This window comes from Cupriavidus sp. GW822-FHT03E04 (assembly GCF_058801495.1).
In genome coordinates this window covers 182,130-204,973 of sequence record NZ_JBXANI010000007.1, presented here as the reverse complement: position 1 = coordinate 204,973, position 22,844 = coordinate 182,130, and the positions used below count along the sequence as shown (strand labels likewise).

Sequence of the window (22,844 nt, the reverse complement as noted above, 5' to 3'; positions counted from 1 at the left end):
CACCCCGCCTGCGGTTTGCGGGATGGCCAGTTGAATACGCAATCCTCAAGCGGTCCTTGACCCCATCATCGCCGACGGCAACCGCTTGCCCACCCAATCCCGCTCTTCTTCATAGGCCCGCGCCAGGCGCAACACCGACAAGTCGTCCCGCGGCCGCCCAATCAACTGCATCCCCATTGGCAACCCCTGCGGCCCAAATCCCACCGGCACGCTGATTGCCGGACATCCCGACAGCGTCCAGGGAAACACCACTTCCATCCAGCGGTGATAGGTATCCATCTCGCGGCCGGCGATCTGCTTCGGCCAGGGCTGGTTCACATCGAATGGGAAGACTTGCGCCGTCGGCACCGCGATGTAGTCGAACTGCTTGAACACGCCTAGCAGCGCTTGATACCAGGCGCTGCGCTCCATGCTGGCGGCGTAGATGTCGCTTGCGCTGAGCTTGAGCATGCCTTCGATCTCCCAGATCGCGGAGTCCTTGAGCAGCGCGCGCTTGGACGGGTCCTGGTAGAAGGGCAGCATGCCGTTGCCGACCAGGAAATGACGGTGCACCAGCCAGGTCTTCCAGAGCCGTTCCGGCGAGAACGGGGGCTTGATGGCTTCCACCTGCACGCCAAAGGCCGGAAAAGTGTTGAGGGCATCCTCGCACAGCGGCAGGATGCCGGCTTCCATGGGCAGGTAGCCGTCCCAGTCGCCCAGCCAAGCCACGCGCTTGCCCTTGAGGTTGGTCTTCAGCACGTCGGCCACATTGGCCGGGGTGAGCGTGGCCAGCACCGGGTCCTGCGCGAGTGCCTGCGGCGTGCGCGCATCGGGGCCGGCCTGCGTGGCCAGCAGCAGGGCCACGTCGGCGACGGTGCGTGCCATGGGCCCTTCGTAGCCGAGTTGCTGGATAAAGACTTCCGGGGCCGGGCCGTAGGGCACGCGCCCGGCGCTGGGGCGCATGCCATAGACGTTGCAGAAGCCGGCAGGGTTGCGCAGCGAGCCGCCGAAGTCGCTCCCATCCGCTACCGGCAGCATGCGCAGCGCCAGCGCGGCGGCCGCGCCGCCGCTGCTGCCGCCGACGGTGCGGCTGGCGTCATAGGGATTGCGGGTGGCGCCGTAGACAGGGTTGAAGGTTTGCGAGCCCAGGCCGAACTCCGGCGTGTTGGTCTTGCCGAGCAGCACGGCGCCGGCGGCGCGGGCGCGCTCCACGATGATGGCGTCCGTCGTGGGCACGTTGTCCCGAAAGATGGGTGAGCCGAAGGTGGTGCGGATGCCGCGCGTGAGCGCCAGGTCCTTGGGGGCTTGCGGCATGCCGTGCATCCAGCCGGCGGAGCCGCCGGCGGCGAGGGCCTGGTCGCAGGCGGTGGCTTCCTGCAGCAGCACTTCGGGCTCACGCAGCGCGACGATGGCGTTGGCGCCGGGATTCACCCGTGCGATGTGGTCCAGGTAGGCCGCCATGACTTCGCGGGCCGACAGCCTGCGGGCATGGATCTCGCGCGAGAGTTGCCAGGCCGGCATCATGACGATGGGATTCGGGCCGCCAGCCGTGGTGGTGGGGCCGGATGCGTCCGGTGCCCCATTCTTGCCGGCGGGAGGCGCCGCGCTGGCGCTGCTGGCAGCGACGCCCGCGGCGATGCCGGCTAGCGTGGCGCCTGCCAGGTGGCCCAGCAAATGGCGCCGCGAAGGTTGTCCGGGGGCGGGGCCATTGACGGCGTTGCGCGCATTGCCGCTATCACGGTCACGGTCTGTGTTGCCTGTGGGGGTCATCGTGTCGTTCCTTGTTCCGGTTTTTTTGTCCCGCGTATTTGTTTGCGTGAGTTTGTCACATTGGCCCGGCGCTCGCGCGGGCGGTCTTGTCGGGCGTCGGCGTTGCGCCACTGCCCAGGATCGCCGCGCGGTGCGCGCTCACGTCGTCGAGCGGCTGGCGGCGATAGCGGCCCACCTCCTCGGTGCTGAACGCCTGCACGTCGTTGTGGCCGGTGAGCGCGGGCATCAGCCAGTTCATCAGCCCTGCGATCTCTGCGTCGCTCAGGGCTGAGGCGGAGGTGCCTGGCACCTGGATCAGGAACGCGCGCCCGGCCGGCGTGGCAAGCAGCAAGGGCACGGTCTCGCGCATGTCGGGGATGCCGGCCGAGGGCTTGCCGCGCGCATCGGGCTGGTGGCAGCCGGAGCAGTGCAGCAGGTAGTTGTCGCGCGCGTGGCGCAGCTCGGCCTGTGCGCTTGCGGTCGTGGCCAGCGTGGCCAGCGCCAGCAGGCACAGCCCGCGCCGCGCGGCCGCGCGCAAGGTGCGTGCTCTGCGCGATGCCATGCTACTGCCCCGCCTCGCGCAGCTTGCGCACGGCGCCCGGGGTCTTGCGCTCGGCGCGTGCGCGGGCCAGCGTATCGGTGTTCACGGCCTGCTCGGGCGCGCCGTTGCTCACCGCCAGCCACGACAGCACGGCGGCCAGCGATGCATCCGGCAGTGTGGCGAAGCTGGGCATGACGCCGTTGAACGACTGGCCCTGCGACTGGATCGGGCCAGCGAGGCCGTGGGTCAGCACATTGGCCAGGTAGTCCTGGCCCGCCGGCGTGGCGAGCCGCTCGCGCAGCGCGCCGGCCAGTGGCGGCGCCACGCCGGCGATGCCGGAGGCATCGGCATTGTGGCAAGCGGCGCAGTGCGTGCCGAACAAGGCCTTGCCCTGGTCAACCAGCGACTCGGCAAGGGCGATGCTTGCAGGCGCCACGCATGCCAGGCACAGCGCTAGATGTGAGAGAGACCGCTTCATTCCTGGACTCCGAGAATGATCGAGGTGGTGCAATGGAACATGGTGCTGTCGTTGCTCATGCACCAGTTCACATCGTTGTGCACGCCCAGCCGGTAGCCCGGCCGTTCGCGCTCGTTGGTGTTGCACTCGCAGCGCCCGCACGTGGTCTTGCCGCAGCAATCGTTGTAGCTGACCATGTAGTTCCTGCCGTCGGCCGGGTTGTGGCAGGTGCCGACCCACGACACGCGCGAGGGCTCGGTGCCGGGCGGGCAGGAGGTGGAAGTGCCGCCGCAGCATGCGCACAGAAAGCCATCCACCGCGCAGTACTTCCAGTAGTCGCAGGCGGTTTCGTCCTGCGCTTGCGCGCCGGCGGCCTTGCGGCCGTGTGCTCCCGCCGCGTGCGCGCTGCGGTCGAAGGGCAGCACCGGCAGCGCCATCGTCCCCACCATGACCTTGCCGAGCGTGGCCAGCACGCTGCGCCGGCCCGTGCGCTGCGCCGCGCGCCGGGTCTGGTGTTCGAAAAATCGGTCAATCCACATGGGTTTTCTCTCCCTGCCTTCAGGCACGCGTTTCCAGGAACTGCTGCACCGAGCCCACGTCAAGGTCCATCGCGGTGAACAGGCTCTCCAGCTGCTCGCGCGAATTCACCAGGCCCTTGGCGCGCAGCGTACCGCGCTCGTCCATCAGCACGCCGTACGGCAGCTTGCCGATCTGCAGGTGCATGCCGAGCTCGGGCGATAGCACATAGGGGAAGGCTTCCAGCCCTGCCTGGCGCAGGAAGGCCAGGTGCTCGGGCTGTTCGCCGTCGGAGGCGAGCACCACGCGCAGCCAGCCAGCCTCGCTGGCCTGCATCGACTTGAGTACCGGCAGCAGCTTCTTGCAGACCGGGCAGGTCGGCGAGAGAAAGAACAGCAGCGTGCTGCGCGGCTGCGCGCCGCCCACCGCCACCGGGCCGCCGCGCACATCCTGCAAGGCAAAGGGCGGCAGCGCCTCGCCCACGCGTGGGCCGGCGTCGATCACCAGCGCGCCCATCGGCGCGACGCGCTCGAACAGGATGCCGACCTGGCGGGCCAGGGCATAGAAACCGAAGAGCAGCGCCAGCACGGCGATCCACAGCACGATATTGGCAATCACAAGGGCAGTCATGGGAGTCTCACGAGAGGGGGGAATGCGTAGGGTGGCTGGAAGCCCGGTGGCCGGTGCGGTGGGCAGCGCGGTCGGCATTGACCAGCAATTGCGTGGCGCCGAGCCAGAGCAGCAACAGCGCGAGCGCGCAGAAGCCGGCGGCGAGGGTGTCGAGCAGGTTGAACGCCCGGGGTGCCGTGCCCGCCGCCAGTCCGGCAGCAGCGATCGCGGCCAGCACCAGCACCGCGAGCAAGCCAAGGTTGCGCAGCAGCAGGCCGTGGGATAGCCGCAGGTTGTCGGCGTCGCTGCCGCAGCCGCAGCGGATGTCGCGCCGCCCGCGCAGCAGGTTGATGCCCACTGCACCGCTGGCTGCCGCCACCACGCATGCCGCCAGCAGCGCCGCGCCCGGGTGCAGCGGCGCGGCAACCAGCGCCGCCACGCTGGCCGTCTCGGCGCCCAGGTAGGCAAGCGCAACCGGGCGCGACCATGCGTCGGGCACCAGCCGGTAGGCGCTGACGGCGCCCCAGAAGCCGGAGAAGTCGCGCAGCTTGGGCCACAGGGCGTGCGCCAGTACCAGTGCGGCAGCGGCGGAACATGCCGCTGCCACGACCGGATCGCGCAGCACGTCGGAGACCACGGCGGCGGCGCTCATTGATGCAGCTCCAGCTGCACCGCGTTCTCCGCCACCTGGTCCAGGCGCGCCACGGGCTTGAGGCTCCGGGCCGGGTCCAGTGACACCACGCCGGCCCTGGCGGCGTCCAGCACATACAGCGTCGGCTGCGGCCCTTGCGTGATGGTGAGCGCCAGCGCGTTCTGCCCCGGCGCGCGGGCGATGCGCTTGTGCTGCGCCAGGTCGATGGTCCAGATCTCGGCGGCGGGGGTCTTGTGCGATCCCTCCTTGCTGCGCGGATGCATGCCCAGGTACAGGCGGCCCGTGGCCGCGTGCAGCGCGAACAACTGGTAGCCGCCCGGCTTCCAGCCCGCCTTGCGGTCCGCCGCGTCCACCACGGGCCAGGGCTGCGCGAAGACTGGCGTCTCACCCGCGAGATCCGCGCTATAGACGTTGCCGTTGAAGGACACGAAGGTCAGCGTGTTGCCCACGCGCTCGCTGTGCAGGAAGACCGGATCAGCATCGGGATCGAACATGCGCGCACTGCGCTTTTGCCCGCTGGGCTGGCCGGCGGCGTCATGCGTCACCGTCAGCATCGTGCCGTCGCTGCACAGGGTGCGAAAACGCTGGCTGGACGCCTCGGTGGCAAATATGCCCCAGCAGCCCGGGGTTTGTGCCTCCGCCACGAACTTGCCAGCCTGCAGGTCGACGATGCTGACCGAGGTGGCGGGCGTGGCATTCTGCACATAAAGAAAATGGCCGTCGGCGGATACCGCGGCGATGCCCCGGTAGTTCAGGGACTGTGCGTGCTTGGGCGGGATCACGATCTCGCTGCGGTAGGCCAGCGTGGCGGTGTCATACAGGCTCACCACATCAGCCCGCTCGCCGCGCGCGAGCCGCGTGTAGAACGTGGAGATCACATACAGCGTGCGCTTGTCCGGGGACAGCACGCTCTGGCCGCCGAACGCGGTGGGCACCAGCCCGAGGTAGCGCATGCGCTTGCCGTCCACCACGTGCAGGCGCCCGTCCACCATGTGCTTGAACGCCACATCGGAGATATAGAGCCGGCCATCGTCGGCTGGCGCGAGCGGTTGCACGGAGAGGGTTTCCGGCTGCAGTTCGGCGGTGCTGGCGGCATCGCTGGCATTGGGGGCGGCGGCCGCTGGCAAGGCTAGCACGCTCAACATCGTCGCTGCGGCTACTCTGCGTACCACGCCGGGCCGTCGGGTGATGGCCCTGGTGCTTACCTCGTTCACTGGATGGCTCCTTGGGATGCGCTTTGCAATGGGGCCAGTCTACGAACGGGGGCGCGCGGGCGTTATCCGAAATCGGCAACGGCGGCACGGGGATATTCACCAATGCCGGCCGGGCTGCGCGGCACGCCGGCGTGTGCCGTCATGGCGGCTTGCGGTGCCTGGCGCTCACATGCCACGGCGGGTGCGCCTGCCGGCGGTGCGCGCCATCAGGCTTCAGGGCGAACCTGCACTGCTGCTGTGCACGCAGCGCCATGCCAGGGGGTAAACGCCAAGGCGCAGGCTTATCCGTTTTCGGAAACGGAGCAGAATGGCCAGTGGGGATGAAGAGGGCGAAGGCGGTGCAGCCGGGGCGGCAAAAGCGGCAGCAAAAGCGGCTGCGCAGCGGCGCCAGAACGGGCTGAGGCTGCCACCATGCTACGATCCGCGCCTAATACGGAGAATGAAGATGTTTTATACCTGCCAGAACCAGTCGTGCCAGACGCGTTGGGACCCCAAGGACGTCACGGTCAAGGACGAAGGCCAGGGCCCGCTGTTTCGCTGTCCGGTGTGCAACTCCCGCAACCCGGTCGTGCCCCAGCGCAAGTCCGACGGCACCATCGTCTACAAGCAGCGCACCCGCTAGGAGGCTGGCTAAGAGGCTGATCAAGGCCTTTCACGGCCTGTTGACGCGCGGCCCAGGGGCGCTTAGCCGCCGGCCCGCTTGACGGTCATCCCGCGCTGCTTGAGTTTCTCCACTACCGTGTCGCAGTGGTCGCCCTGGATTTCGATCACACCGTCCTTGACGGTGCCGCCCGAGCCACAGGCGGCCTTCAGTTCCTTGCCCAATTGCGCCAGCGACAGCGCGTCCAGCGCCGCGCCGCGCACCAGCGTCACTCCCTTGCCCTTGCGGCCCTTGGTCTCCCGCGACACCCGCACGATGCCGTCGCCTTGCACGACCGGCCGCGCCTTGCCGCAGGTGCAGGCCGCCAGCGCATGGCCGCAGCCGGGGCACATGCGGCCGTGTTCGGTGGAGTAGACCAGCGAGCTGGCGGGTTTCGGGTGAGACATGACAGGCGTTCCGGGTGACGGGCTGGCTGGCGCAGCCCGGGGCAGGCAGCGTACGACAAGCGCGCGGCGCCTGCAAGAGGGCGACGGCGCATTTCAGGTGCCGCTTGCTGCCCTCGCCAACAGCCGTGGCTCACTCACCGTAGCTCTGCCCCTGCGCGATCAGCTCCGGCGTACCGATGACGCCGTTCAGCCCGTCGAAATCCAGCATGGCATCGCGCATCGGCGCGGTGGTGCCATGTTCGAGCAGGCTGCCGTAGTAGCGCTTCATCTGCGCGCCGATGAAGCGCACCACGCCACCGGGGAAAATCACGATGCGAAAGCCCCGGCCGGCGAGTTCGGCGGCGCTCTGCACTGGCGTCTTGCCGCCCTCCACCATATTGGCCAGCAAGGGAATGCGCCCGGCAAAGTGCGCGCAGACGCGAGCCATGTCTTGCTCGGTGCGCAAGGCCTCGATAAACAGCGCGTCGACTCCGCATGCCACATAGGCCTCGGCGCGCTCGATCGCCGCGTCCAGTCCCTCGATGGCCACCGCATCGGTGCGGGCCAGGATCAGGGTTCGCGACGATGCGCGCGCGTCCAGCGCGGCCTTGAGCTTGCCGCACATCTCGGCTGCTGTGACAACGCGCTTGTTGTCCAGATGGCCGCAGCGCTTGGGAAAGGTCTGGTCTTCGAGCTGGATCATGGCCGCGCCGGCGCGTTCCAGCGTGCGCACGGTCCGTATCACGTTGAGCGCATTGCCGTAGCCGGTATCGGCGTCGACGATCAGCGGCAGGTCGACGCGGTCGGTGATCCTGCCGACGATATCCACCGTCTCGGTGGCGGTGGTCAGGCCCACGTCCGAGCGCCCGAGCTGCGTGTAGGCCACGGCGGCGCCAGACAGGTAGAGCGCTTCAAATCCCGCTTGCGCGGCGACCAGCGCCGAGAACGCGTCGTAGACGCCGGGCACCAGCAGCACGCGCGGTTGGCGCAGGCGCTCGGCGAGGGATGGAGTTGTCATTTTTTTTGCGGTGTGGCGGCCCATGGCCGGCGCGGAAAACGCCGGCATGGTGCTTGCCCTTCGAGGGGATGTGGTGCGGCATGATAGCGAATAACGAGCGAGCGCTCAGCCACTGGCGCGATGTGCGCCATGTCCATACATTAGGGGGCGAAAGTGTCAGAGCGAAAGATGCCCGGGCCTTCGTTGAAGGCGCTCGCAAGGCACGCAATGTCTGCATCGGGCCCGGGTGCTTGACGGTGGGGCGCTTGTGCGGCGCCCCCTTGCGCACTGTCGATGGCGCTGCCTAGCGCCCGGCAGGGCTCCCGTAAAACGCACCAGTGCGGGGATTCGAAACGATGTAGGTATTGCGTCTTGCCCAAGTCTGGGCAGCCATGAAGACTTCAGGCTCGCGCTGGCTCCAGTCACTCGTCATGAGTGGTGCAGCCTCCTGTTCCGTCGTGGCATACACAACGGCCTGGTGAAGGGCGGCCCGGCCTTGGCTTCCTGGAATGGTAATGGTGCGAATCGTCACGCGCATCGTCAAAGGCCTCAACGTGTTTGGACTGCAAAGTATGGCTGCCATTCAAGGACAGATTTGTGACAGCGTAGTGTCCTGGTCTGCCCTGGAAGGCTGCGCCATGGGAGCTTGGCGAAGCCGTGACAATCTGGTTTGCGGCCTCGCGGTGAATAGGGAGCATCCATGCCCGATCATACGCGCAAGCACTAATCGGGCCAACGACATCTGTTGTGGCGCGTCGACAGGCTGGGAACCGCGCGCGGCGGGCACCGCGGCCATTCGGTTTCAGGCTCCAGCGGGTTCGCGGACGGTCTGGGCGAAAAATAGATTACCCGGCACATTTCCACTGGCTGCAGAATGCGCTCTCCCCGCGCCTGCGCTCGCGACTAAAGCGCCGCTTTGTCGATCGCAATGCCGAGTTCGCCCGCCATGCGCTCCACCAGCGCCTGAAGCCGGTTCACCTTTTCCGCCAGTTCCTTTTGCTCGGCTTTGAGCGACTCGAATTCGGAGGGCGAGATGTTGTCGTCGGCACCGCCGCGCTCGGCGATGTCATCGACGCTGACTTCGCCGCACAGCAGGTGCATCCAGCGGTTTTCGCGTCCGCCGGGAGCACGCGGCAGCTTGACGACAAAGGGTGGCTCGGCGGCGGCCAGCTCTTCCAGGAACACCTCGACCGACGAGATGTCGGCAAAGGCGTGCAGGCGCGCGGAGTTCAGCCTCAGCTCCGCGGCCGTCTGGGGCCCGCGCAGCAGCAGCGTGGTGAGCAACGCGACCGACTGGCTCGGCACGCCCAGCACGCGTTTCATATTCTGCTCGAATCGCGGCACGCGGCTGCTGCTGCCTTCCATGGCCAGGCTCAGGCGTTTCAGGCCATCGATGGCGGTGAGGATCTCGGCCTCGGAGGCATTCATCACCGGTGAGCGCGCGGTCTTCTGGTTGCAGCCGGATGTCAGCGCGTTGAGCGATAGCGGATAGGTGTCCGGCACCGTGTGCTGCTTTTCGACCAGCACGGCCAGCACGCGCCCTTCAAGCTGCGTCAGGGAACGGATGGCCGGGCGTGCGGGGGTGTCGGGATTGGGATTCATGAGTGGTATCGCTAGGTGAAGCTGCTTGCCCCGGGCCGATGCGCGGATCCGCTGATCGTGGGCCGGCCGGGAGCGCCTTGTTTGGTGGGCATATGATATCCGGTCAGGGGGCGGGGCAATGTGAGTTTGCGTGAACCTGGCGCCCATCCGGCGCCCATCCGGCGCGCCCCAAAGGGTTGCCGGCTTGCCGCAGGGCGTTGGCGATCAAGGTGACCGCCGGCGCAACTGCTGCATCCCGTTGGGTAATGAACACCATCCGCCCGGAGGCGAACGGCGTGCGCAAGCGCACCTGGCGCACCATGGACGTCTCGCCGTAGTGGCGCACGGCGCTGGCCGGCGCAACCGTCAGGAAGCCACTCGCGGCAACCATCGACAAGCTGCTGTGAAATGAGATCGATTCGATATGCGGCACGGGCGGCAACCGGCCGCTATCGAGAAACGGCTGCTCGAAGATCTCACGCGTGTGAGTGCCGCGCGGCGGCAGGATCCAAGGCCCTTCATGCAGCGCCGGCAGGCTTACCTCGCGGCGCCTGGCCAGGGGGTGGTCCCGCGCGCAGGCAATGGCCAGGTGTTCATCCCATAGCGGCGTGATGTCCAGCCGTTCCCGCGATTGCGCGGGATGATCGGTTTCCAGCCGCCCTATGACGCAGTCGAGCTCGCCACTGGCGAGCAGCCCGAGCAGGCCGCTGACGGTGTGCTCCCTAACCTGCAAGCGCGGCAGCACACCTTGCTGGCTCAGCGTGGCGACCAGCCTTGGCAGCACGTTGACCCCGACCAGCGGCAGCACGCCCATGCGCACCAGCGGGATCTCCGGCCGGGCCGCCAGGGCTTCGCTGGCCGCATCCAGGGCGCCCAGCGCAATGCGCAGGCGCTCCAGCGCGCGCTCGCCCGCCGGGCTCAGGCGGCCGCCTCGCGTAGTGCGCTCGATCAGCGTGCAGCCGAAGGCTTGCTCCAGCTCCTGCAGCATCTTGGTCACCGCCGGCTGGCTGATGTGCATGACCTCGGCGGCAGCGGTCAGGGAGCCGGTTCGCGCCACCAGGTCCAGCAGCCGCAGATGGCGGATACGCAGGCGGTCGATCCGATTCGGATGGGCGGCGCGCGCCGCAGCCACGCGCGAAGGGGAAACCGTTGCCATAACCAATCCTGATGGATTCATAAGAACTGGATCATTGTCTCGAATGATGGCGCGGCGTGACAATCGGGCAAAACCAGAAAGGAGACCTGAGATGCCTGCATCCACCCGCCGCACGCGTCGCCTGATGCTGCGGACCCTGCTGACGTTGCCCGTTGCGGCAGCATCCGGCCTGCCGGCTTCGGCGTTTGCCGCGGACAACTACCCCAGCCGCCCGATTCGCCTGGTGGTGCCGTATGCCGCTGGCGGCGGCCCGGATATCCAGGCGCGCAAGCTGGCCGAAGTGCTGGGCAGGGAGCTTGGCCAGCCCGTTGTGGTGGAGAACAAGGTGGGCGCGGCAGGCATCCTTGCCGCCGAATCCGTGGCGCAGCAGCCGGCCGATGGCTACACCTTGCTGCTGGGCGCCTCCACCCATGTCGCGCAGAAACTCTTGCAGCCATTCGTCAAGTTCGATCCGGCGGCGTTCACCCATGTGATCCGCATCGGCGTCAGCCCCGCCGTGCTGGTGGTGGTGGCGAATTCGCCGTACCGCACCGTGGGCGAACTGGTGGCCGCCGCGCGGCGCTCGCCCGGCTCGCTGAACTATGCATCGGGCGGCATCGGCTCGGCCGCGCATATCTGCGGCGCGGCCTTTGCATCGGCGACAGGCATCAACGTGGTCCATATCCCCTACAAGGGCTCGGTGGAGATCGTGCCGTCGCTGATCAAGGGCGACACGCAATTCGGCTTTCCGGTAGCGGCCACCGCCGTGCCGCAGATCGGCAACGGCAAGGTGCGCGCGCTCGCCGTGACCTCGGCGCAGCGGATCCCCGGGCTGCCAGACGTGCCGACCCTGAACGAGGCGCTTGGGCGCAGCGATCTCACGCTGGATTCCTGGAGTGGCATCTGGGCCCCGGCAAACCTGCCGAAGCCCCTGGTGGCGCGCTTGCATGCCGCCATGCTGAAGGCACTGGCGGATCCCGGGCTGCGCCGCTTCTATGCCGAGACGGGAGCGCTCATCGAACCGAGCCCCACGCCCGAATCCTTCACCCGCCTTGTCGCCGAGGAAACCGCCAGGATGCGGCAGGTGATCGAGAAAAACCACATCACGATCGAGTGAGCTTGCCATGCCTGTCACCGCTACCCATTCATTCACCCCGCTCGCGGGCATCCGCGTGCTCGATTTCTCGCACGTCATCGCCGGTCCCTTCGCCACCTTCCTGCTGGCGCAGCTCGGGGCCGACGTGACCAAGGTGGAAAACGCCAACGGCGGCGATGTCATGCGCCGCGCCGGACGGGGCCGCGAGGGCTTCGTGGCGCTCAACGCTGGCAAGTCGTCGCTTGCCCTCGACCTTGGCAGCGAGCAAGGGCGCCAGCATGCGCTGGAGCTCGCCACCACCTGCGATGTCTTCGTCGACAACCTGCGGCCGGGCGTGCTGGAGCGCTTCGGGCTCGGCTTCGAGGCCGTGCTTGCGCTGAATCCGCGCGTGGTCTATTGCAGCATCTCCGGCTTTGGGCGCGGCGCGCCGGCATGGCGCGGCCGGCCCGCTTATGACCACGTGGTGCAGGCCGCCACCGGCATGGCCTACATGGCGGGCAACGAGGGCGACCCGCCCATCAAGACGGGGTTCCCGGTCATCGACTCCGCCACGGGGCTGCTCGCCGCCTTCGCCATCCTTGCCGGTGTACGCGACAGCGAGCGCACCGGGCGCGGCATGCTGCTCGATATCTCCATGGCCAGCGCCGGCATGCAGCTGATGTACCCCATGGCCTGCGACGCGCTCACACGCGGGGCCACGCCGCCCCGGCAGGGCAACCAGGGTTACTCCGGCAGCCCCTCCGCCGATTTCTTCCGCACGCGCGATGGCTGGCTGGCCATCGGCGCGAACACGCCAGGCCAGTTGCTGGCATTGCTCGAAGCGCTGGGCCTTGGCCATCTGGCGCGGGATCCCGCTTTGTTCAATCCGCCGCTGGAACGCAACGGCCTGCCTGCCTTTGTGCGCTCGCTCGATCCGGGCGCGCTCAAGGCGGCGCTCGCCGCCGCGCTGGCCGATGGCCTGGCCGCGGAGCTGGAAGCGCGGCTTAGCGCGTGCGGCATTCCGGCCGCGCGCCTGCGCAACATCGCAGAGTTTGCCGCTGAATCCCGGGACAACGGCAGCCTGGAAACCATCGAGCTGCGCGATGGCGATGCCGCCGTGGTGTCGCCGGGGCTGGGCTTCCGGGTGCGCACCGGGCACTAGGCCGGGCCGCTTGGCTGCAACCGCGCGTTACCGGTCTTGACCCTCGGGATGAATGGGCATCATGACCAGTTCATCCCTTTTTCACAATACGAGATCGTGCGCTATAAGGCTGGCGGGTGGTTGATCCGTTTACCTACACTCCGCTAATTGTGTGGATCAGGCTAACTGACGTAGTCCACAGGCGGGGGGATGGAAGATGCGATTGACCATGGCGAAGGCGGGCTTTGCGGGCTTGACGTGTCTGGCGCTGAGCGCGGGGGCTTATGCGCAATCGGCGAGTTCTTGCAGCGGGGGCAGTTGTAATGGCAACGACAACTACAACAGTAGTCGCGGCCAGCTTCTCGATCACAGGACCACGCTGCGCCTGAGCGCGGCCGCGCTGGCCGGCGTTCTCAACGCGAGCGATTCAGGCCGCCAGCTATTGCAGGTCGCTGGCACCCCTGCGTGCGACCTGGAGATCGTCTATTTCCGCTACCGCACCATCGGCGGCGCCAATGAGCCCACCACCGCGAGCGGCGCGCTGATGATTCCAAGCGGCGGGCGCGCATGCAGTGGGCCACGCCCGGCGTTGATGTACGCGCATGGCACCACCACCTACCGCAAGTACAACCTTGCGGACCTGACGCAGAAGGACCCGGGTAATGGTGATGGCGCCTCGGAGGGCATCAGCGTTGCGGCCATGTATGCCGCGCAGGGCTATATCGTGGTGGCGAGCAACTATGCGGGTTACGCCGGCTCCGAGCTTTCCTATCATCCCTACCTGAATGCCCAGCAGCAATCGGCGGACATGATCGACTCGCTGCGGGCCGCACGGGTTGCGCTGGCCCGGGCGGACTCGGGCAAGGCGGCGCGGGAGAATGGCAAGCTCTTTGTCACCGGATATTCGCAGGGCGGCCACGTTGCCATGGCCACGCATCGCGCGCTTCAGGCGGCGGGCATCAACGTGACGGCGGCTTCCACAGGTTCGGGGCCCTATGCCATGGCGGCCACCGGGGACGCGCTGATCGCGGGTGAGGTGGATGTGGGTTCCACCATCTTCACGACCTTGGTGGCGACCAGCTACCAGAACGCCTACGGCAACATCTACCGCAGGCCGGGCGACCTGTTTGAGGCAACCTACGCGCGTGGCATCGAGGATCTCCTGCCGAGCGTGACACCAATCGACACGCTGATCGGCAACGGAAAATTGCCCGCCACGGCGCTCTTCAACCCCGATCCGCCGGCTGCGCAGTTTGCCTCGCTGACGCCGCCGACTTCGCCCCCGCTGGCGCCGCCTGAGCTGACGCCGATCTTTGCCCTCGGGTTTGGCAAAGGCAACCTGGTGCGCAACAGCTTCCGCCTCGGCCTGCTGGAAGACGCGCTGGTCAATCCGGATGGCGCGTTCCCGTACACCACGGTGGCGATGGCGCCGGCGGCCAACCCGGTTGCGCCGCTGCGCCAGGCGTTCAAGCGCAATGACTTGCGCAACTGGATCCCGCGTGCCCCGGTGCAGCTTTGCGGCGGTCGCTTCGACCCGACGGTGTTCTTCTTCAACGCGACCGTGCAGCAGGCTTACTGGCGCAACGCCAAGGTGCCGGTGGGGCTGACTTCGGTGCTGGATGTGGATGCGCCAGTGGCCGGGCCTGCCGATCCGTATGCCCCGATCAAGCAGGGCTTTGCGCTGGCCAAGGCTACGCTCGCCGCGCAGGCGGTGGCGGCGGGCGCGACCGATGGCGGTGCGTCGGCGGTGATCGAGGCCTACCACGGGAGCCTGGTGGCGCCGTTCTGCATGGTCGCCGCGCGCGGGTTCTTCGGGAATTTCTGAGCAAAGCGGCGCGGAAAAGACAGCGGCCAGTCATTGCGCATGACTGGCCGTTTGTTTTGTCGTGGCCGGGTCAGTCGCGCGCTTCCATCTTGCGATTGATCCACAGCGCCAGCAACGTGCACGCCACGCCGGACAGCAGGTAGCCGCTGACGGCAAACAAGCCGAACTCCGCCGACAGTCCCAACGCCACCAGCGGCGCAAAGGCGGCGCCGAACAGCCACGCAAAATCGGAAGTCAGCGCCGCGCCGGTATAGCGAAAGCGCGATCCGAAGTTTGCCGTGACAGCGCCCGCGGCCTGCCCGTACGACAAGCCCAGCAAGCCGAAGCCGATCAGGATGAACAGGTCTTGCCGCGCCGGGGTACCGTTCATCAGGTACGGCGCGAACAGGCCGAAGATGCCGATCAGGACTGCCATCAGCGCCAGCGTGGTGCGCCGCCCGATGCGGTCGGCGATCCAGCCGGAGGCGATGGTGGCCGCCATGGCGATCCCCGCGCCGATGATCTGGATGATCAGCACGTCATTGATGTCCTGCGTGGCGTGCAGCGCGACCCACGACAGCGGGAACACCGTGACCAGGTGGAACAGCGCGTAGCTGGCCAGTGCGGCGAAGGCACCGATGAACAGGTTGTAGCCCTGGGCGCGCATTATCTGCACCGGGCTGATCGGCTCCAGCTCGCCTTCTTCAAGCAACTGCGTGTACTCCTGGGTCACCACCAGCCGCAGGCGCGCGAATAGCGCGACCACGTTGATGGCGAACGCCACGTAGAACGGATAGCGCCAGCCCCAGTCCAGGAACTCATCGAAATCCAGGTTGGCGCGCAGGTAGAGGAACAGCGAGCCGGCAAGGAGAAAGCCGATCGGCGCGCCGAGCTGGCCCAGCATCGAGTACCAGCCGCGGCGGTGCGCCGGGGCGTTCAGTGCCAGCAGCGATGGCAGCCCGTCCCATGAGCCGCCCAGCGCAATGCCCTGCAGGATGCGCAGCGCCGCCAGGATGACGATGGCGTGGTTGCCGAGCGCATCGTAGCCCGGCAGGAACGCCATGCCCGCCGTGGCGGTGCCCAGCAGGAACAACGCGGCCGTCAGCTTGATGCTGCGTCCCCAGCGGTGCTGGATCGCCATGAACAAGGTGGTCCCGAATGGCCGGGCGATGAAGGCGAAGGAAAAGATGGTGAAGGAGAGCAGCAGCCCTTCCAGTTGCCTGACGAACGGGAAGAACACGCTGGGGAAGATCAGCACCGAGGCGATGCCGTAGACGAAGAAGTCGAAATACTCGGACGCTCGCCCGATGACGACGCCGGCGGCGATCTCGGCTGGCGCCACCTGCGCCCGGTGCGCCGCGTCTTGCGCGGGCGTGGGGGAAGACGGTGACGGCTGGTGCTGGTGCGCAACGCCGCTGCTGCTGCTGCTGCTGGACATCGTCAGGCCCTCTCGTCTCTCGTTGTTCGGGGTGGCGTTTTGTGTCACTCCTTTAAGAATGGCACTTCTTTGACTACAGTGCCATAGGAAATGTTGAGTTTCCGCGGCCAGCCCACCGGCGTAGTTCCAACGATCACTTCCACGGCTATGCAATTTCGCATTCGGATAGTGCCATCCCGCTACGCGACGCGCGGGTGTCTGTTGTTCGCTGCCATCCTGCTGCTGACGGGCTGCAATGCTGTCTTGCTAGCCCCGGCCGGGGATCTCGCGATCCGACAGCGTGATCTAATCATCATTTCAACCGGGCTGATGCTGTTGATCATCGTGCCGGTGATCGCGCTGACGCTGCTCTTCGCCTGGCGCTACCGCGAGGCCAACAGGGAGGCCATCTACGAGCCCGACTGGGACCATTCGACCTTGCTGGAGCTGGTGATCTGGGCCGCGCCGCTCTTGATCATCATCGCCCTGGGCGCGTTGACCTGGGTCAGCACGCACAAGCTCGATCCCTACCAGTCCTTGAGCCGCATCGATGCCGGGCGCCCGGTGCCCATGGCCATGGAGCCACTCACCGTGGAGGTGGTGGCGCTGGACTGGAAGTGGCTTTTCTTCTACCCCGAGCAAGGCATCGCCACCGTCAACGAGCTGGCGGCGCCGGTGGATCAGCCGATCCGCTTCAAGATCACGGCGTCCACCGTGATGAACTCCTTCTTCATTCCTGCGCTGGCGGGGCAGGTCTATGCCATGCCGGGCATGGAGACCAAGCTGCACGCGGTGATCAACCAGCCGGGTGTCTACGAGGGCTTCTCCGCCAACTACAGCGGCGCGGGCTTCTCCGGCATGCGTTTCAAGTTCCATGGCATGAGCGCGGAGGAATTCGCGCGATGGGTGCAGCAAGCCAAGGCCGGCGGCGGGGCCCTGACGCGCGACGCTTACCTGCAGCTGGAGCAACCCAGCGAGCTTGAGCCGGTGAGGCGCTACGCCAGCGTGGCGTCGGGTTTGTACGACGCGATCCTGAACCGCTGCGTGCAAGCCAACCGGCCTTGCATCAAGGACATGGCCATGAGTGCGAGGCAGGGCCAGGGCAAGGACAAGCCGCGGACCCTCAACGTGGCGGCGCTCGAACGCGGCGCTGCTGGCGCGAGCCTGGGCGCCATCTGCACGGCAGGCGACCCTGCCGGCATTGGCAACGGTCCCCGTGTGGCGTCCGCCAGGACGTTGCCGCAATGACATTGCCCAATGACGTTGCAACAATGACCCGCTGCTCCCCGATTCCTGAAACAACGCCCTTGCGGCCCTGGTGACACAATGCCCGAGCACCTCGACCTGACGCAACTGGTATTCGGCCGCCTCACCTGGGAGGCAATCCCCTATCACGAGCCCATCCTGCTGGCGACCTTCGCGGCCGTCGCGATCGGGGGGCTGGCGCTGGTTGGCGCACTGACCTACCTGCGAGCGTGGGGCTACCTCTGGCGCGAGTGGTTCACCAGCATCGACCACAAGAAGATCGGCATCATGTATGTCGTGCTAGGCATCGTCATGCTGCTGCGCGGCTTTGCCGATGCGGTCATGATGCGGTTGCAGCAATCGGTTTCCTTTGGCGATTCGCTGGGCTACCTGCCGCCGCACCACTATGACCAGGTCTTTACCGCGCACGGCGTGATCATGATCTTCTTCGTGGCCATGCCGCTGGTCACCGGGCTCATGAATTTTGTCGTGCCGTTGCAGATCGGCGCGCGCGACGTTGCCTTTCCCTTTCTCAACAACTTCAGCTTCTGGATGACGGTTGGCGGCGCCGTGCTGGTGATGATGTCGTTGTTCGTCGGCGAGTTCGCGCGCACCGGCTGGCTGGCGTATCCACCGCTGTCGGGCGTGCTGCAGAGTCCGGACGTGGGCGTGGACTATTACATCTGGTCCTTGCAGGTTGCCGGGCTGGGCACGTTGTTATCGGGCATCAACCTGCTCGTGACCATCGTCAAGATGCGCGCGCCCGGCATGACCATGATGAAGATGCCGGTGTTCACCTGGACCGCGCTGTGCACCAACGTGCTGATCATCGCCGCTTTCCCGGTGCTCACCGCCGTGCTGGCCCTGCTGGCGCTCGACCGCTACGCAGGCACCAACTTCTTCACCAACGATCTTGGCGGCAACGCCATGATGTACGTGAACCTGATCTGGATCTGGGGCCACCCGGAGGTGTATATCCTGGTGCTGCCCGCGTTCGGCATCTTCTCGGAAGTGGTTTCCACGTTCTGCCGCAAGCGCTTGTTCGGCTACGCGTCGATGGTGTACGCCACGGTGGTGATCACGGTGCTCTCCTACCTGGTCTGGCTGCACCATTTCTTCACCATGGGCTCGGGCGCCAGCGTCAATTCGTTCTTCGGCATCACCACCATGATCATCTCGATCCCGACCGGGGCCAAGATGTTCAACTGGCTGTTCACCATGTACCACGGGCGCATCCGCTTCGAGGTGCCGATGCTCTGGACCATCGGCTTCATGGTCACCTTCGTGATCGGCGGCATGACCGGCGTGCTGCTCGCCGTGCCGCCGGCGGATTTCTCCTTGCACAACAGCCTCTTCCTGATTGCGCACTTCCATAACGTGATCATTGGCGGCGTGCTGTTCGGGTTGATGGCCGGCATCACCTACTGGTTTCCCAAGGCCTTCGGCTACCGGCTGGATCCGTTCTGGGGAAAATGCTCGTTCTGGTTCTGGCTGGTTGGCTTCTACGTTGCCTTCATGCCGCTTTATGTGCTCGGGCTGATGGGCGTGACCCGCCGCATGAGCCACTTCGAGGATGCGTCCCTGCAGATCTGGTTCCAGCTGGCGGCATTCGGCGCGTTCCTGATCGCGCTAGGCATCGGCTGCTTCCTGATCCAGCTGGTGGTCAGCTACCGCCGGCGCGAAGCCCTGCGCGACACCACGGGCGATCCGTGGGACGGCCGCACGCTGGAGTGGTCGACCTCCTCGCCACCGCCGCAATACAACTTTGCCTTTACCCCGATCATCCATGACAACGACGCGTGGTGGCAGATGAAAGAGCACCAATACCAGCGGCCACAGCACGGCTTTATCCCGATCCACATGCCGAAGAACACCAGCGCGGGCATCATCCTGGCTGGGTTAAGCACCGTGCTCGGCTTCGCCTTGATCTGGCACATGTGGCTGTTTGTGATCGTGTCCTTCGCTGCCATCCTGGTCGTGGCGATCGGCCATACCTTCAACTACAAGCGCGATTACTACGTCCCAGCCGACGACGTCGTCCGCACCGAGGCAGAGCGCACACGCCTGCTTGCCAGCCATGGTTGATACCACCGCCCCCTACGGCCCCGGCGACGTGCGCATGCCGGACACCACGCGCCAGAGCGAGCTGCGTTTCTACGCGACCAGCGAGGTGCATGCGCAGAACGGCACGTTGCTCGGATTCTGGCTGTACCTGATGAGCGACTGCCTCATCTTCGCCAGCCTGTTTGCCGTGTACGGCGTGGTGGGGCGGCGCTACGCCGGCGGCCCCACGGGCGCCGAGCTGTTCGAGCTGCCGCTGGTGGCGCTGAACACCACCATGCTGCTTTTGTCGTCGATCACCTACGGCTTTGCCGTGCTGGAGATGCAGAAGGCGCAGGTGCGCACCACCCTGATCTGGCTCGGCATCACTGGCCTGCTGGGCGCGGCGTTCATCAGCCTGGAGCTCTACGAGTTCGCGCACCTCGTCCACGACGGCGCGGGGCCGCAGCGCAGCGCCTTTTTGTCCTCGTTCTTCACGCTGGTGGGCACCCACGGGCTGCACGTGACGGTCGGCATCGTCTGGCTCATCACGCTGATGGTGCAGGTGGGGCAGCACGGGCTGATCCCCGAGAACAAGCGCCGCCTGATGTGCCTGTCCATGTTCTGGCACTTTCTGGATGTGGTCTGGATCGGTGTGTTTACCTTCGTCTACCTGATGGGAGTGCTGCCATGAACGCGCATGACAATGCCCTTGCAGGCGATCCCCATGGCCACGGCCATGGCCATGACGACCATGGCCACGGACACGATGGCGAGGTCAGCCATAGCACCTTCAAGGGTTACATGACGGGCTTCGTGCTCGCGGTGGTCCTCACGGCGATCCCGTTCTGGCTGGTGATGGCCAAGGTTTTCGATAAATCCAGCACCACAGCGTTGTTCCTGCTGGGCTGCGCCGCGGTGCAGATCGTCGTCCACATGATATATTTCCTGCATATGAATGCGAGATCCGAGGGCGGATGGACCATGCTGGCGTTGATCTTCACGATCGTGCTGGTGGTCATCGCGCTGAGCGGCTCGCTTTGGGTAATGTTCCACCTCGACCAGAACATGATGCCAATGCACGACATGAAGAACCTGCCTTGACGGCCCGGCAGCAGGGCGTAGCCCAATCCAACCCGCCTTCCCGCAAGCGCGCCACCGGCGCGCTTGCGGCGTTTTCCCTGCTCGCCATCGTGGCGGTAGCCGGGCTGCTTTCGCTTGGTGTCTGGCAAGTCGAACGCCGCGCGTGGAAGCTCGACCTCATCGAACGCGTGAACGCGCGTGTGCATGCTCCCGCCACGGCCGCGCCCAGCGCCGATCAGTGGCCGCGGCTCACCAAGGCCGCCGACGAGTACCGCCGCGTGCGGCTCACCGGCACCTTCCTGAACGACAGCGAGACCCTGGTGCAGGCCGTCACAGAGCTGGGTGGCGGCTTCTGGGTGGTGACGCCGTTGCGCACGGCGGACGGCAATGTGGTGCTGGTCAACCGTGGCTTTGTGCCGCCTGAGCTGAGCGAGCGCGCCAAGCGCGGCGGGGGCGACCCCACCGGCGAGACCACCGTCACTGGCCTGTTGCGCTTTAGCGAGCCAGGCAACGGCTTTCTGCGCACCAACGATCCGGCGGCCGGGCGCTGGTACGCGCGCGATGTGCCGGCCATTGCTGCCGCGCGCGGCCTGCGCAACGTGGCGCCTTACTTCATCGATGCAGACGCGGCTGTGCCGCTCGGGGACGCCAGCAAGCGCACCTGGCCGGTGGGCGGGCTGACTGTAATCACGTTCAACAACAACCACCTCGTTTATGCGATCACCTGGTTTGCACTGGCGCTGATGTTTGCCGCTGGTGCCGTCTACGCCGGGCGGGAGGCGTATCGCCGGTCGCGCGCCGGTGATACGCAGGGTGAAGGCAAGCCGGGACAGCGTACGCGGTAGGCGCGCACGCCGGCGCTAGCCGACGGATGCTTCGAATACCCGGCGGTAATTGCCGCCGAGCAGCTTGCCCACTTCCTCGTGCGTGAAGCCCGCCGCCAGCAGCGCGGCGGCTAGCGCTGGCAACTGGTCGTAGGCGCGCAATACCGGCGGCGTGATGAAACCGAGCATGTCCGTGCCCAAGCCCACATGATCCACGCCAACCACGTCGGCCATCCGCTTGAAGCCAAGCGCCATTGCGGTCAGGTCGCGGAAGGTGCCCGCGCTGGGCCAGACCCCGATCACGCCACCGGTGCCCGCGATCACGCGCGCGTGGTCGGGCGTGATCAGCCGGCTGCGCAAGCCGGGGCGCGTGGCCAGCGCGGAGTGCGAAATCACCAGTGGCTTGGTGGAGATGGCGGCGGCACGCTTGACGAGGTCATAGGTGCCGTGCGCGACATCGACGACGATGCCCAAGGCATTGCAGCGCCGCACTACATCCGCGCCGAAATCCGTCAGGCCCCCGTGCACCGGCGCCTCCGTCTGGATGTCGCCCAGCTCGTTGACGCGGTAGTGCGTGAGCTGCAGGTGCCGCAACTGGTGCATGCCGTACGCTTCGTCCACGCGCTCCAGCCTGCCTTCCAGAAAGTCCGCGCCTTCCGACGCGATGATCACGCACGGCCCGGCCGGCCCCCGTGTGGCCAGCGTAGCCGCGTCGGTCACCACTTGCATCTGCTCACGCTCCACCAGCTTGTGCGCGCGCGCGAATTCGGCCACGCCAAGCGCGTAGAGTTCGCCTTCGGACGGGGTTCGCCAGGATTCGAAGCGCGTGCGATCGGCGGACACGCGCGTGACGATGGTATCCGTCACGATTGCCAGGCAGATCACGTTCACGCCGCCCGCGCGCATCGGCGCGGCCAGCGGAAGAAAAGGCCGGTCCGCGCCGATGGCGGGATCGCGCGACACGATCACGCGCCCGGCATGGCTGTGCATGTCGATGACCAGCGCGGTAGGGGAGGGCTTCCAGGGGGAGACGTCCTGGGTGGCTTTCGTGCCGGGCGAAGCCGGCGGCTCGGTGTGGCTGGCAAAGCGTTCCGGCGCGCAGGCGGCCAGCCCGAATGCAGCACCTGCTGCCAGGAACATGCGGCGGCTGATCATGCCTGGTGCCTGCCCGAGCCGCGCATCGGCATCGCCCGTACGGTTGGTGGTCCAGTCAATCTGCATCGTTGCTCCACGCTGCATCGTTGCTCCACGCGCTTGCGTTCGGGCCTGACCCGGGATGGCTGTCAGGCTTGGTGTGCCTGCCGGCAAGCCCCATGATATCGCGGCGCAAAGTGGAGCGCGCGCGGCAGGCCGCATTGCCCAAGCCGTAGGGGGTGCTTATTCCGGCTCGATATTCGTCACCGTTGCCACGCCGTTGACCTTGTCGAAGGTTGCACGGACCCTGCTCCCTTCTCTCAGCCTGGCCAGGCTGGCCTTGTCCTTCACGGGAAAGCTCATCGTCATGGCCGACATGCCGAGATTCTCGATGGGGCCGTGCTTGAGGGTGACCTTGCCGTTAGCCGTATCCACCTTGCGTACTTCCGCTTGGACGGGCTTCGGGGCGGACGTCGGGGCGGATGTCGACGCCGCCGGCTTCATCTGCATGCCGGCCATGTCGTCAGCCGCCCGGGCGGGCAGCGTGAAGGCGAAGGTGGCGCATACGGCTGCAAGGCCAATCAGATTGTGTTTCATGGTGAACTCCTTCTTCGATGTTCAAGGT

General features: G+C 66.6%; 23 protein-coding genes. 9 read left to right on the top strand and 14 right to left on the bottom strand.

All coding sequences use genetic code 11. From position 1 onward, the window contains the following. Nucleotides 1-45: 45 nt before the first annotated feature. The 7 genes from AC1RQC_RS11925 to AC1RQC_RS11895 all read right to left on the bottom strand — a co-directional run bounded on the left by AC1RQC_RS11925 (nt 46) and on the right by AC1RQC_RS11895 (nt 5,717). The gene (locus AC1RQC_RS11925; protein WP_492883522.1) at nt 46-1,503 is read right to left on the bottom strand and encodes an amidase; all 1,458 of its coding nucleotides are present in this window, start codon (nt 1,501-1,503) and stop codon (nt 46-48) included. 301 nt (nt 1,504-1,804) lie between these two features. Beyond that, nucleotides 1,805-2,290, bottom strand: coding sequence for a cytochrome C (locus AC1RQC_RS11920; RefSeq protein WP_492883437.1), 486 nt, complete (start codon nt 2,288-2,290; stop codon nt 1,805-1,807). A 1-nt stretch (nt 2,291) separates the two neighbouring features. Next, the gene (locus AC1RQC_RS11915; protein WP_492883435.1) at nt 2,292-2,747 is read right to left on the bottom strand and encodes a c-type cytochrome; all 456 of its coding nucleotides are present in this window, start codon (nt 2,745-2,747) and stop codon (nt 2,292-2,294) included. After that, a complete protein-coding gene (locus AC1RQC_RS11910; protein ID WP_492883433.1) occupies nt 2,744-3,265 on the bottom strand; it encodes a methylamine dehydrogenase light chain in 522 nt (173 codons plus the stop codon). Before AC1RQC_RS11910 ends, AC1RQC_RS11915 begins: the two co-directional genes overlap by 4 nt. A 19-nt stretch (nt 3,266-3,284) precedes the next feature. After that, the gene (gene mauD / locus AC1RQC_RS11905; protein WP_492883431.1) at nt 3,285-3,872 is read right to left on the bottom strand and encodes a methylamine dehydrogenase accessory protein MauD; all 588 of its coding nucleotides are present in this window, start codon (nt 3,870-3,872) and stop codon (nt 3,285-3,287) included. 7 nt (nt 3,873-3,879) lie between these two features. Then, nucleotides 3,880-4,503 (bottom strand): MauE/DoxX family redox-associated membrane protein, encoded by a 624-nt coding sequence (locus tag AC1RQC_RS11900; protein ID WP_492808295.1) that lies wholly within the window; start codon nt 4,501-4,503, stop codon nt 3,880-3,882. Further along, nucleotides 4,500-5,717 (bottom strand): amine dehydrogenase large subunit, encoded by a 1,218-nt coding sequence (locus tag AC1RQC_RS11895; RefSeq protein WP_492883429.1) that lies wholly within the window; start codon nt 5,715-5,717, stop codon nt 4,500-4,502. The genes AC1RQC_RS11900 and AC1RQC_RS11895 overlap by 4 nt, the downstream gene beginning before the upstream one ends. Nucleotides 5,718-6,162: 445 nt before the next feature. On the opposite strand from AC1RQC_RS11895, the gene AC1RQC_RS11890 reads away from it, so the two are divergent. Beyond that, entirely contained in the window at nt 6,163-6,339 is a 177-nt protein-coding gene (locus tag AC1RQC_RS11890) for a hypothetical protein (RefSeq protein WP_170301757.1), read from the top strand. Between the two features lie 62 nt (nt 6,340-6,401). Here AC1RQC_RS11890 and AC1RQC_RS11885 read toward each other — a convergent pair whose 3' ends face one another. The 4 genes from AC1RQC_RS11885 to AC1RQC_RS11870 all read right to left on the bottom strand — a co-directional run bounded on the left by AC1RQC_RS11885 (nt 6,402) and on the right by AC1RQC_RS11870 (nt 10,477). Next, a complete protein-coding gene (locus AC1RQC_RS11885) occupies nt 6,402-6,764 on the bottom strand; it encodes a translation initiation factor Sui1 (RefSeq protein WP_492370536.1) in 363 nt (120 codons plus the stop codon). 130 nt (nt 6,765-6,894) lie between these two features. Continuing rightward, the gene (locus tag AC1RQC_RS11880) at nt 6,895-7,761 is read right to left on the bottom strand and encodes an isocitrate lyase/PEP mutase family protein (RefSeq protein ID WP_492826050.1); all 867 of its coding nucleotides are present in this window, start codon (nt 7,759-7,761) and stop codon (nt 6,895-6,897) included. A gap of 882 nt (nt 7,762-8,643) precedes the next feature. Beyond that, nucleotides 8,644-9,342, bottom strand: coding sequence for a YceH family protein (locus AC1RQC_RS11875; protein ID WP_492370535.1), 699 nt, complete (start codon nt 9,340-9,342; stop codon nt 8,644-8,646). Nucleotides 9,343-9,445: 103 nt separating this feature from the next. Next, nucleotides 9,446-10,477: a LysR family transcriptional regulator gene (locus AC1RQC_RS11870; RefSeq protein ID WP_492883427.1), complete on the bottom strand. Its 1,032-nt coding sequence runs from the start codon at nt 10,475-10,477 to the stop codon at nt 9,446-9,448. 91 nt (nt 10,478-10,568) lie between these two features. Here AC1RQC_RS11870 and AC1RQC_RS11865 point away from each other — a divergent pair, with 91 nt between their 5' ends. The 3 genes from AC1RQC_RS11865 to AC1RQC_RS11855 all read left to right on the top strand — a co-directional run bounded on the left by AC1RQC_RS11865 (nt 10,569) and on the right by AC1RQC_RS11855 (nt 14,497). Further along, nucleotides 10,569-11,573: a Bug family tripartite tricarboxylate transporter substrate binding protein gene (locus AC1RQC_RS11865; protein WP_492883425.1), complete on the top strand. Its 1,005-nt coding sequence runs from the start codon at nt 10,569-10,571 to the stop codon at nt 11,571-11,573. Nucleotides 11,574-11,580: 7 nt separating this feature from the next. Continuing rightward, nucleotides 11,581-12,693: a CaiB/BaiF CoA transferase family protein gene (locus tag AC1RQC_RS11860; protein WP_492370532.1), complete on the top strand. Its 1,113-nt coding sequence runs from the start codon at nt 11,581-11,583 to the stop codon at nt 12,691-12,693. Between the two features lie 196 nt (nt 12,694-12,889). Then, entirely contained in the window at nt 12,890-14,497 is a 1,608-nt protein-coding gene (locus tag AC1RQC_RS11855) for an alpha/beta hydrolase family protein (protein WP_492883423.1), read from the top strand. Nucleotides 14,498-14,567: 70 nt separating this feature from the next. Here AC1RQC_RS11855 and AC1RQC_RS11850 read toward each other — a convergent pair whose 3' ends face one another. Next, entirely contained in the window at nt 14,568-15,914 is a 1,347-nt protein-coding gene (locus AC1RQC_RS11850; protein WP_492370530.1) for an MFS transporter, read from the bottom strand. 147 nt (nt 15,915-16,061) lie between these two features. On the opposite strand from AC1RQC_RS11850, the gene cyoA reads away from it, so the two are divergent. From cyoA to AC1RQC_RS11825, 5 genes are all read left to right on the top strand, one after another. Further along, nucleotides 16,062-17,141: a ubiquinol oxidase subunit II gene (gene cyoA, locus AC1RQC_RS11845; protein ID WP_492370529.1), complete on the top strand. Its 1,080-nt coding sequence runs from the start codon at nt 16,062-16,064 to the stop codon at nt 17,139-17,141. A 78-nt stretch (nt 17,142-17,219) separates the two neighbouring features. Beyond that, nucleotides 17,220-19,223, top strand: coding sequence for a cytochrome o ubiquinol oxidase subunit I (cyoB, locus tag AC1RQC_RS11840; RefSeq protein WP_492370528.1), 2,004 nt, complete (start codon nt 17,220-17,222; stop codon nt 19,221-19,223). After that, nucleotides 19,216-19,872, top strand: a complete 657-nt coding sequence (cyoC, locus tag AC1RQC_RS11835; protein ID WP_492370527.1) for a cytochrome o ubiquinol oxidase subunit III — start codon at nt 19,216-19,218, stop codon at nt 19,870-19,872. Before cyoB ends, cyoC begins: the two co-directional genes overlap by 8 nt. Beyond that, the gene (gene cyoD / locus AC1RQC_RS11830) at nt 19,869-20,282 is read left to right on the top strand and encodes a cytochrome o ubiquinol oxidase subunit IV (protein ID WP_492370526.1); all 414 of its coding nucleotides are present in this window, start codon (nt 19,869-19,871) and stop codon (nt 20,280-20,282) included. Before cyoC ends, cyoD begins: the two co-directional genes overlap by 4 nt. Then, the gene (locus AC1RQC_RS11825) at nt 20,279-21,106 is read left to right on the top strand and encodes an SURF1 family protein (RefSeq protein WP_492883421.1); all 828 of its coding nucleotides are present in this window, start codon (nt 20,279-20,281) and stop codon (nt 21,104-21,106) included. The genes cyoD and AC1RQC_RS11825 overlap by 4 nt, the downstream gene beginning before the upstream one ends. Nucleotides 21,107-21,121: 15 nt before the next feature. Here AC1RQC_RS11825 and AC1RQC_RS11820 read toward each other — a convergent pair whose 3' ends face one another. Together AC1RQC_RS11820 and AC1RQC_RS11815 are read right to left on the bottom strand one after the other, a co-directional pair. Further along, nucleotides 21,122-22,306 carry a dipeptidase gene (locus AC1RQC_RS11820; protein ID WP_492883419.1) on the bottom strand — a complete coding sequence of 395 codons (1,185 nt, stop codon included), beginning with the start codon at nt 22,304-22,306 and terminating at the stop codon, nt 21,122-21,124. A 156-nt stretch (nt 22,307-22,462) separates the two neighbouring features. Next, nucleotides 22,463-22,816 (bottom strand): copper-binding protein, encoded by a 354-nt coding sequence (locus tag AC1RQC_RS11815; RefSeq protein WP_492808280.1) that lies wholly within the window; start codon nt 22,814-22,816, stop codon nt 22,463-22,465. Nucleotides 22,817-22,844: the final 28 nt, after the last annotated feature.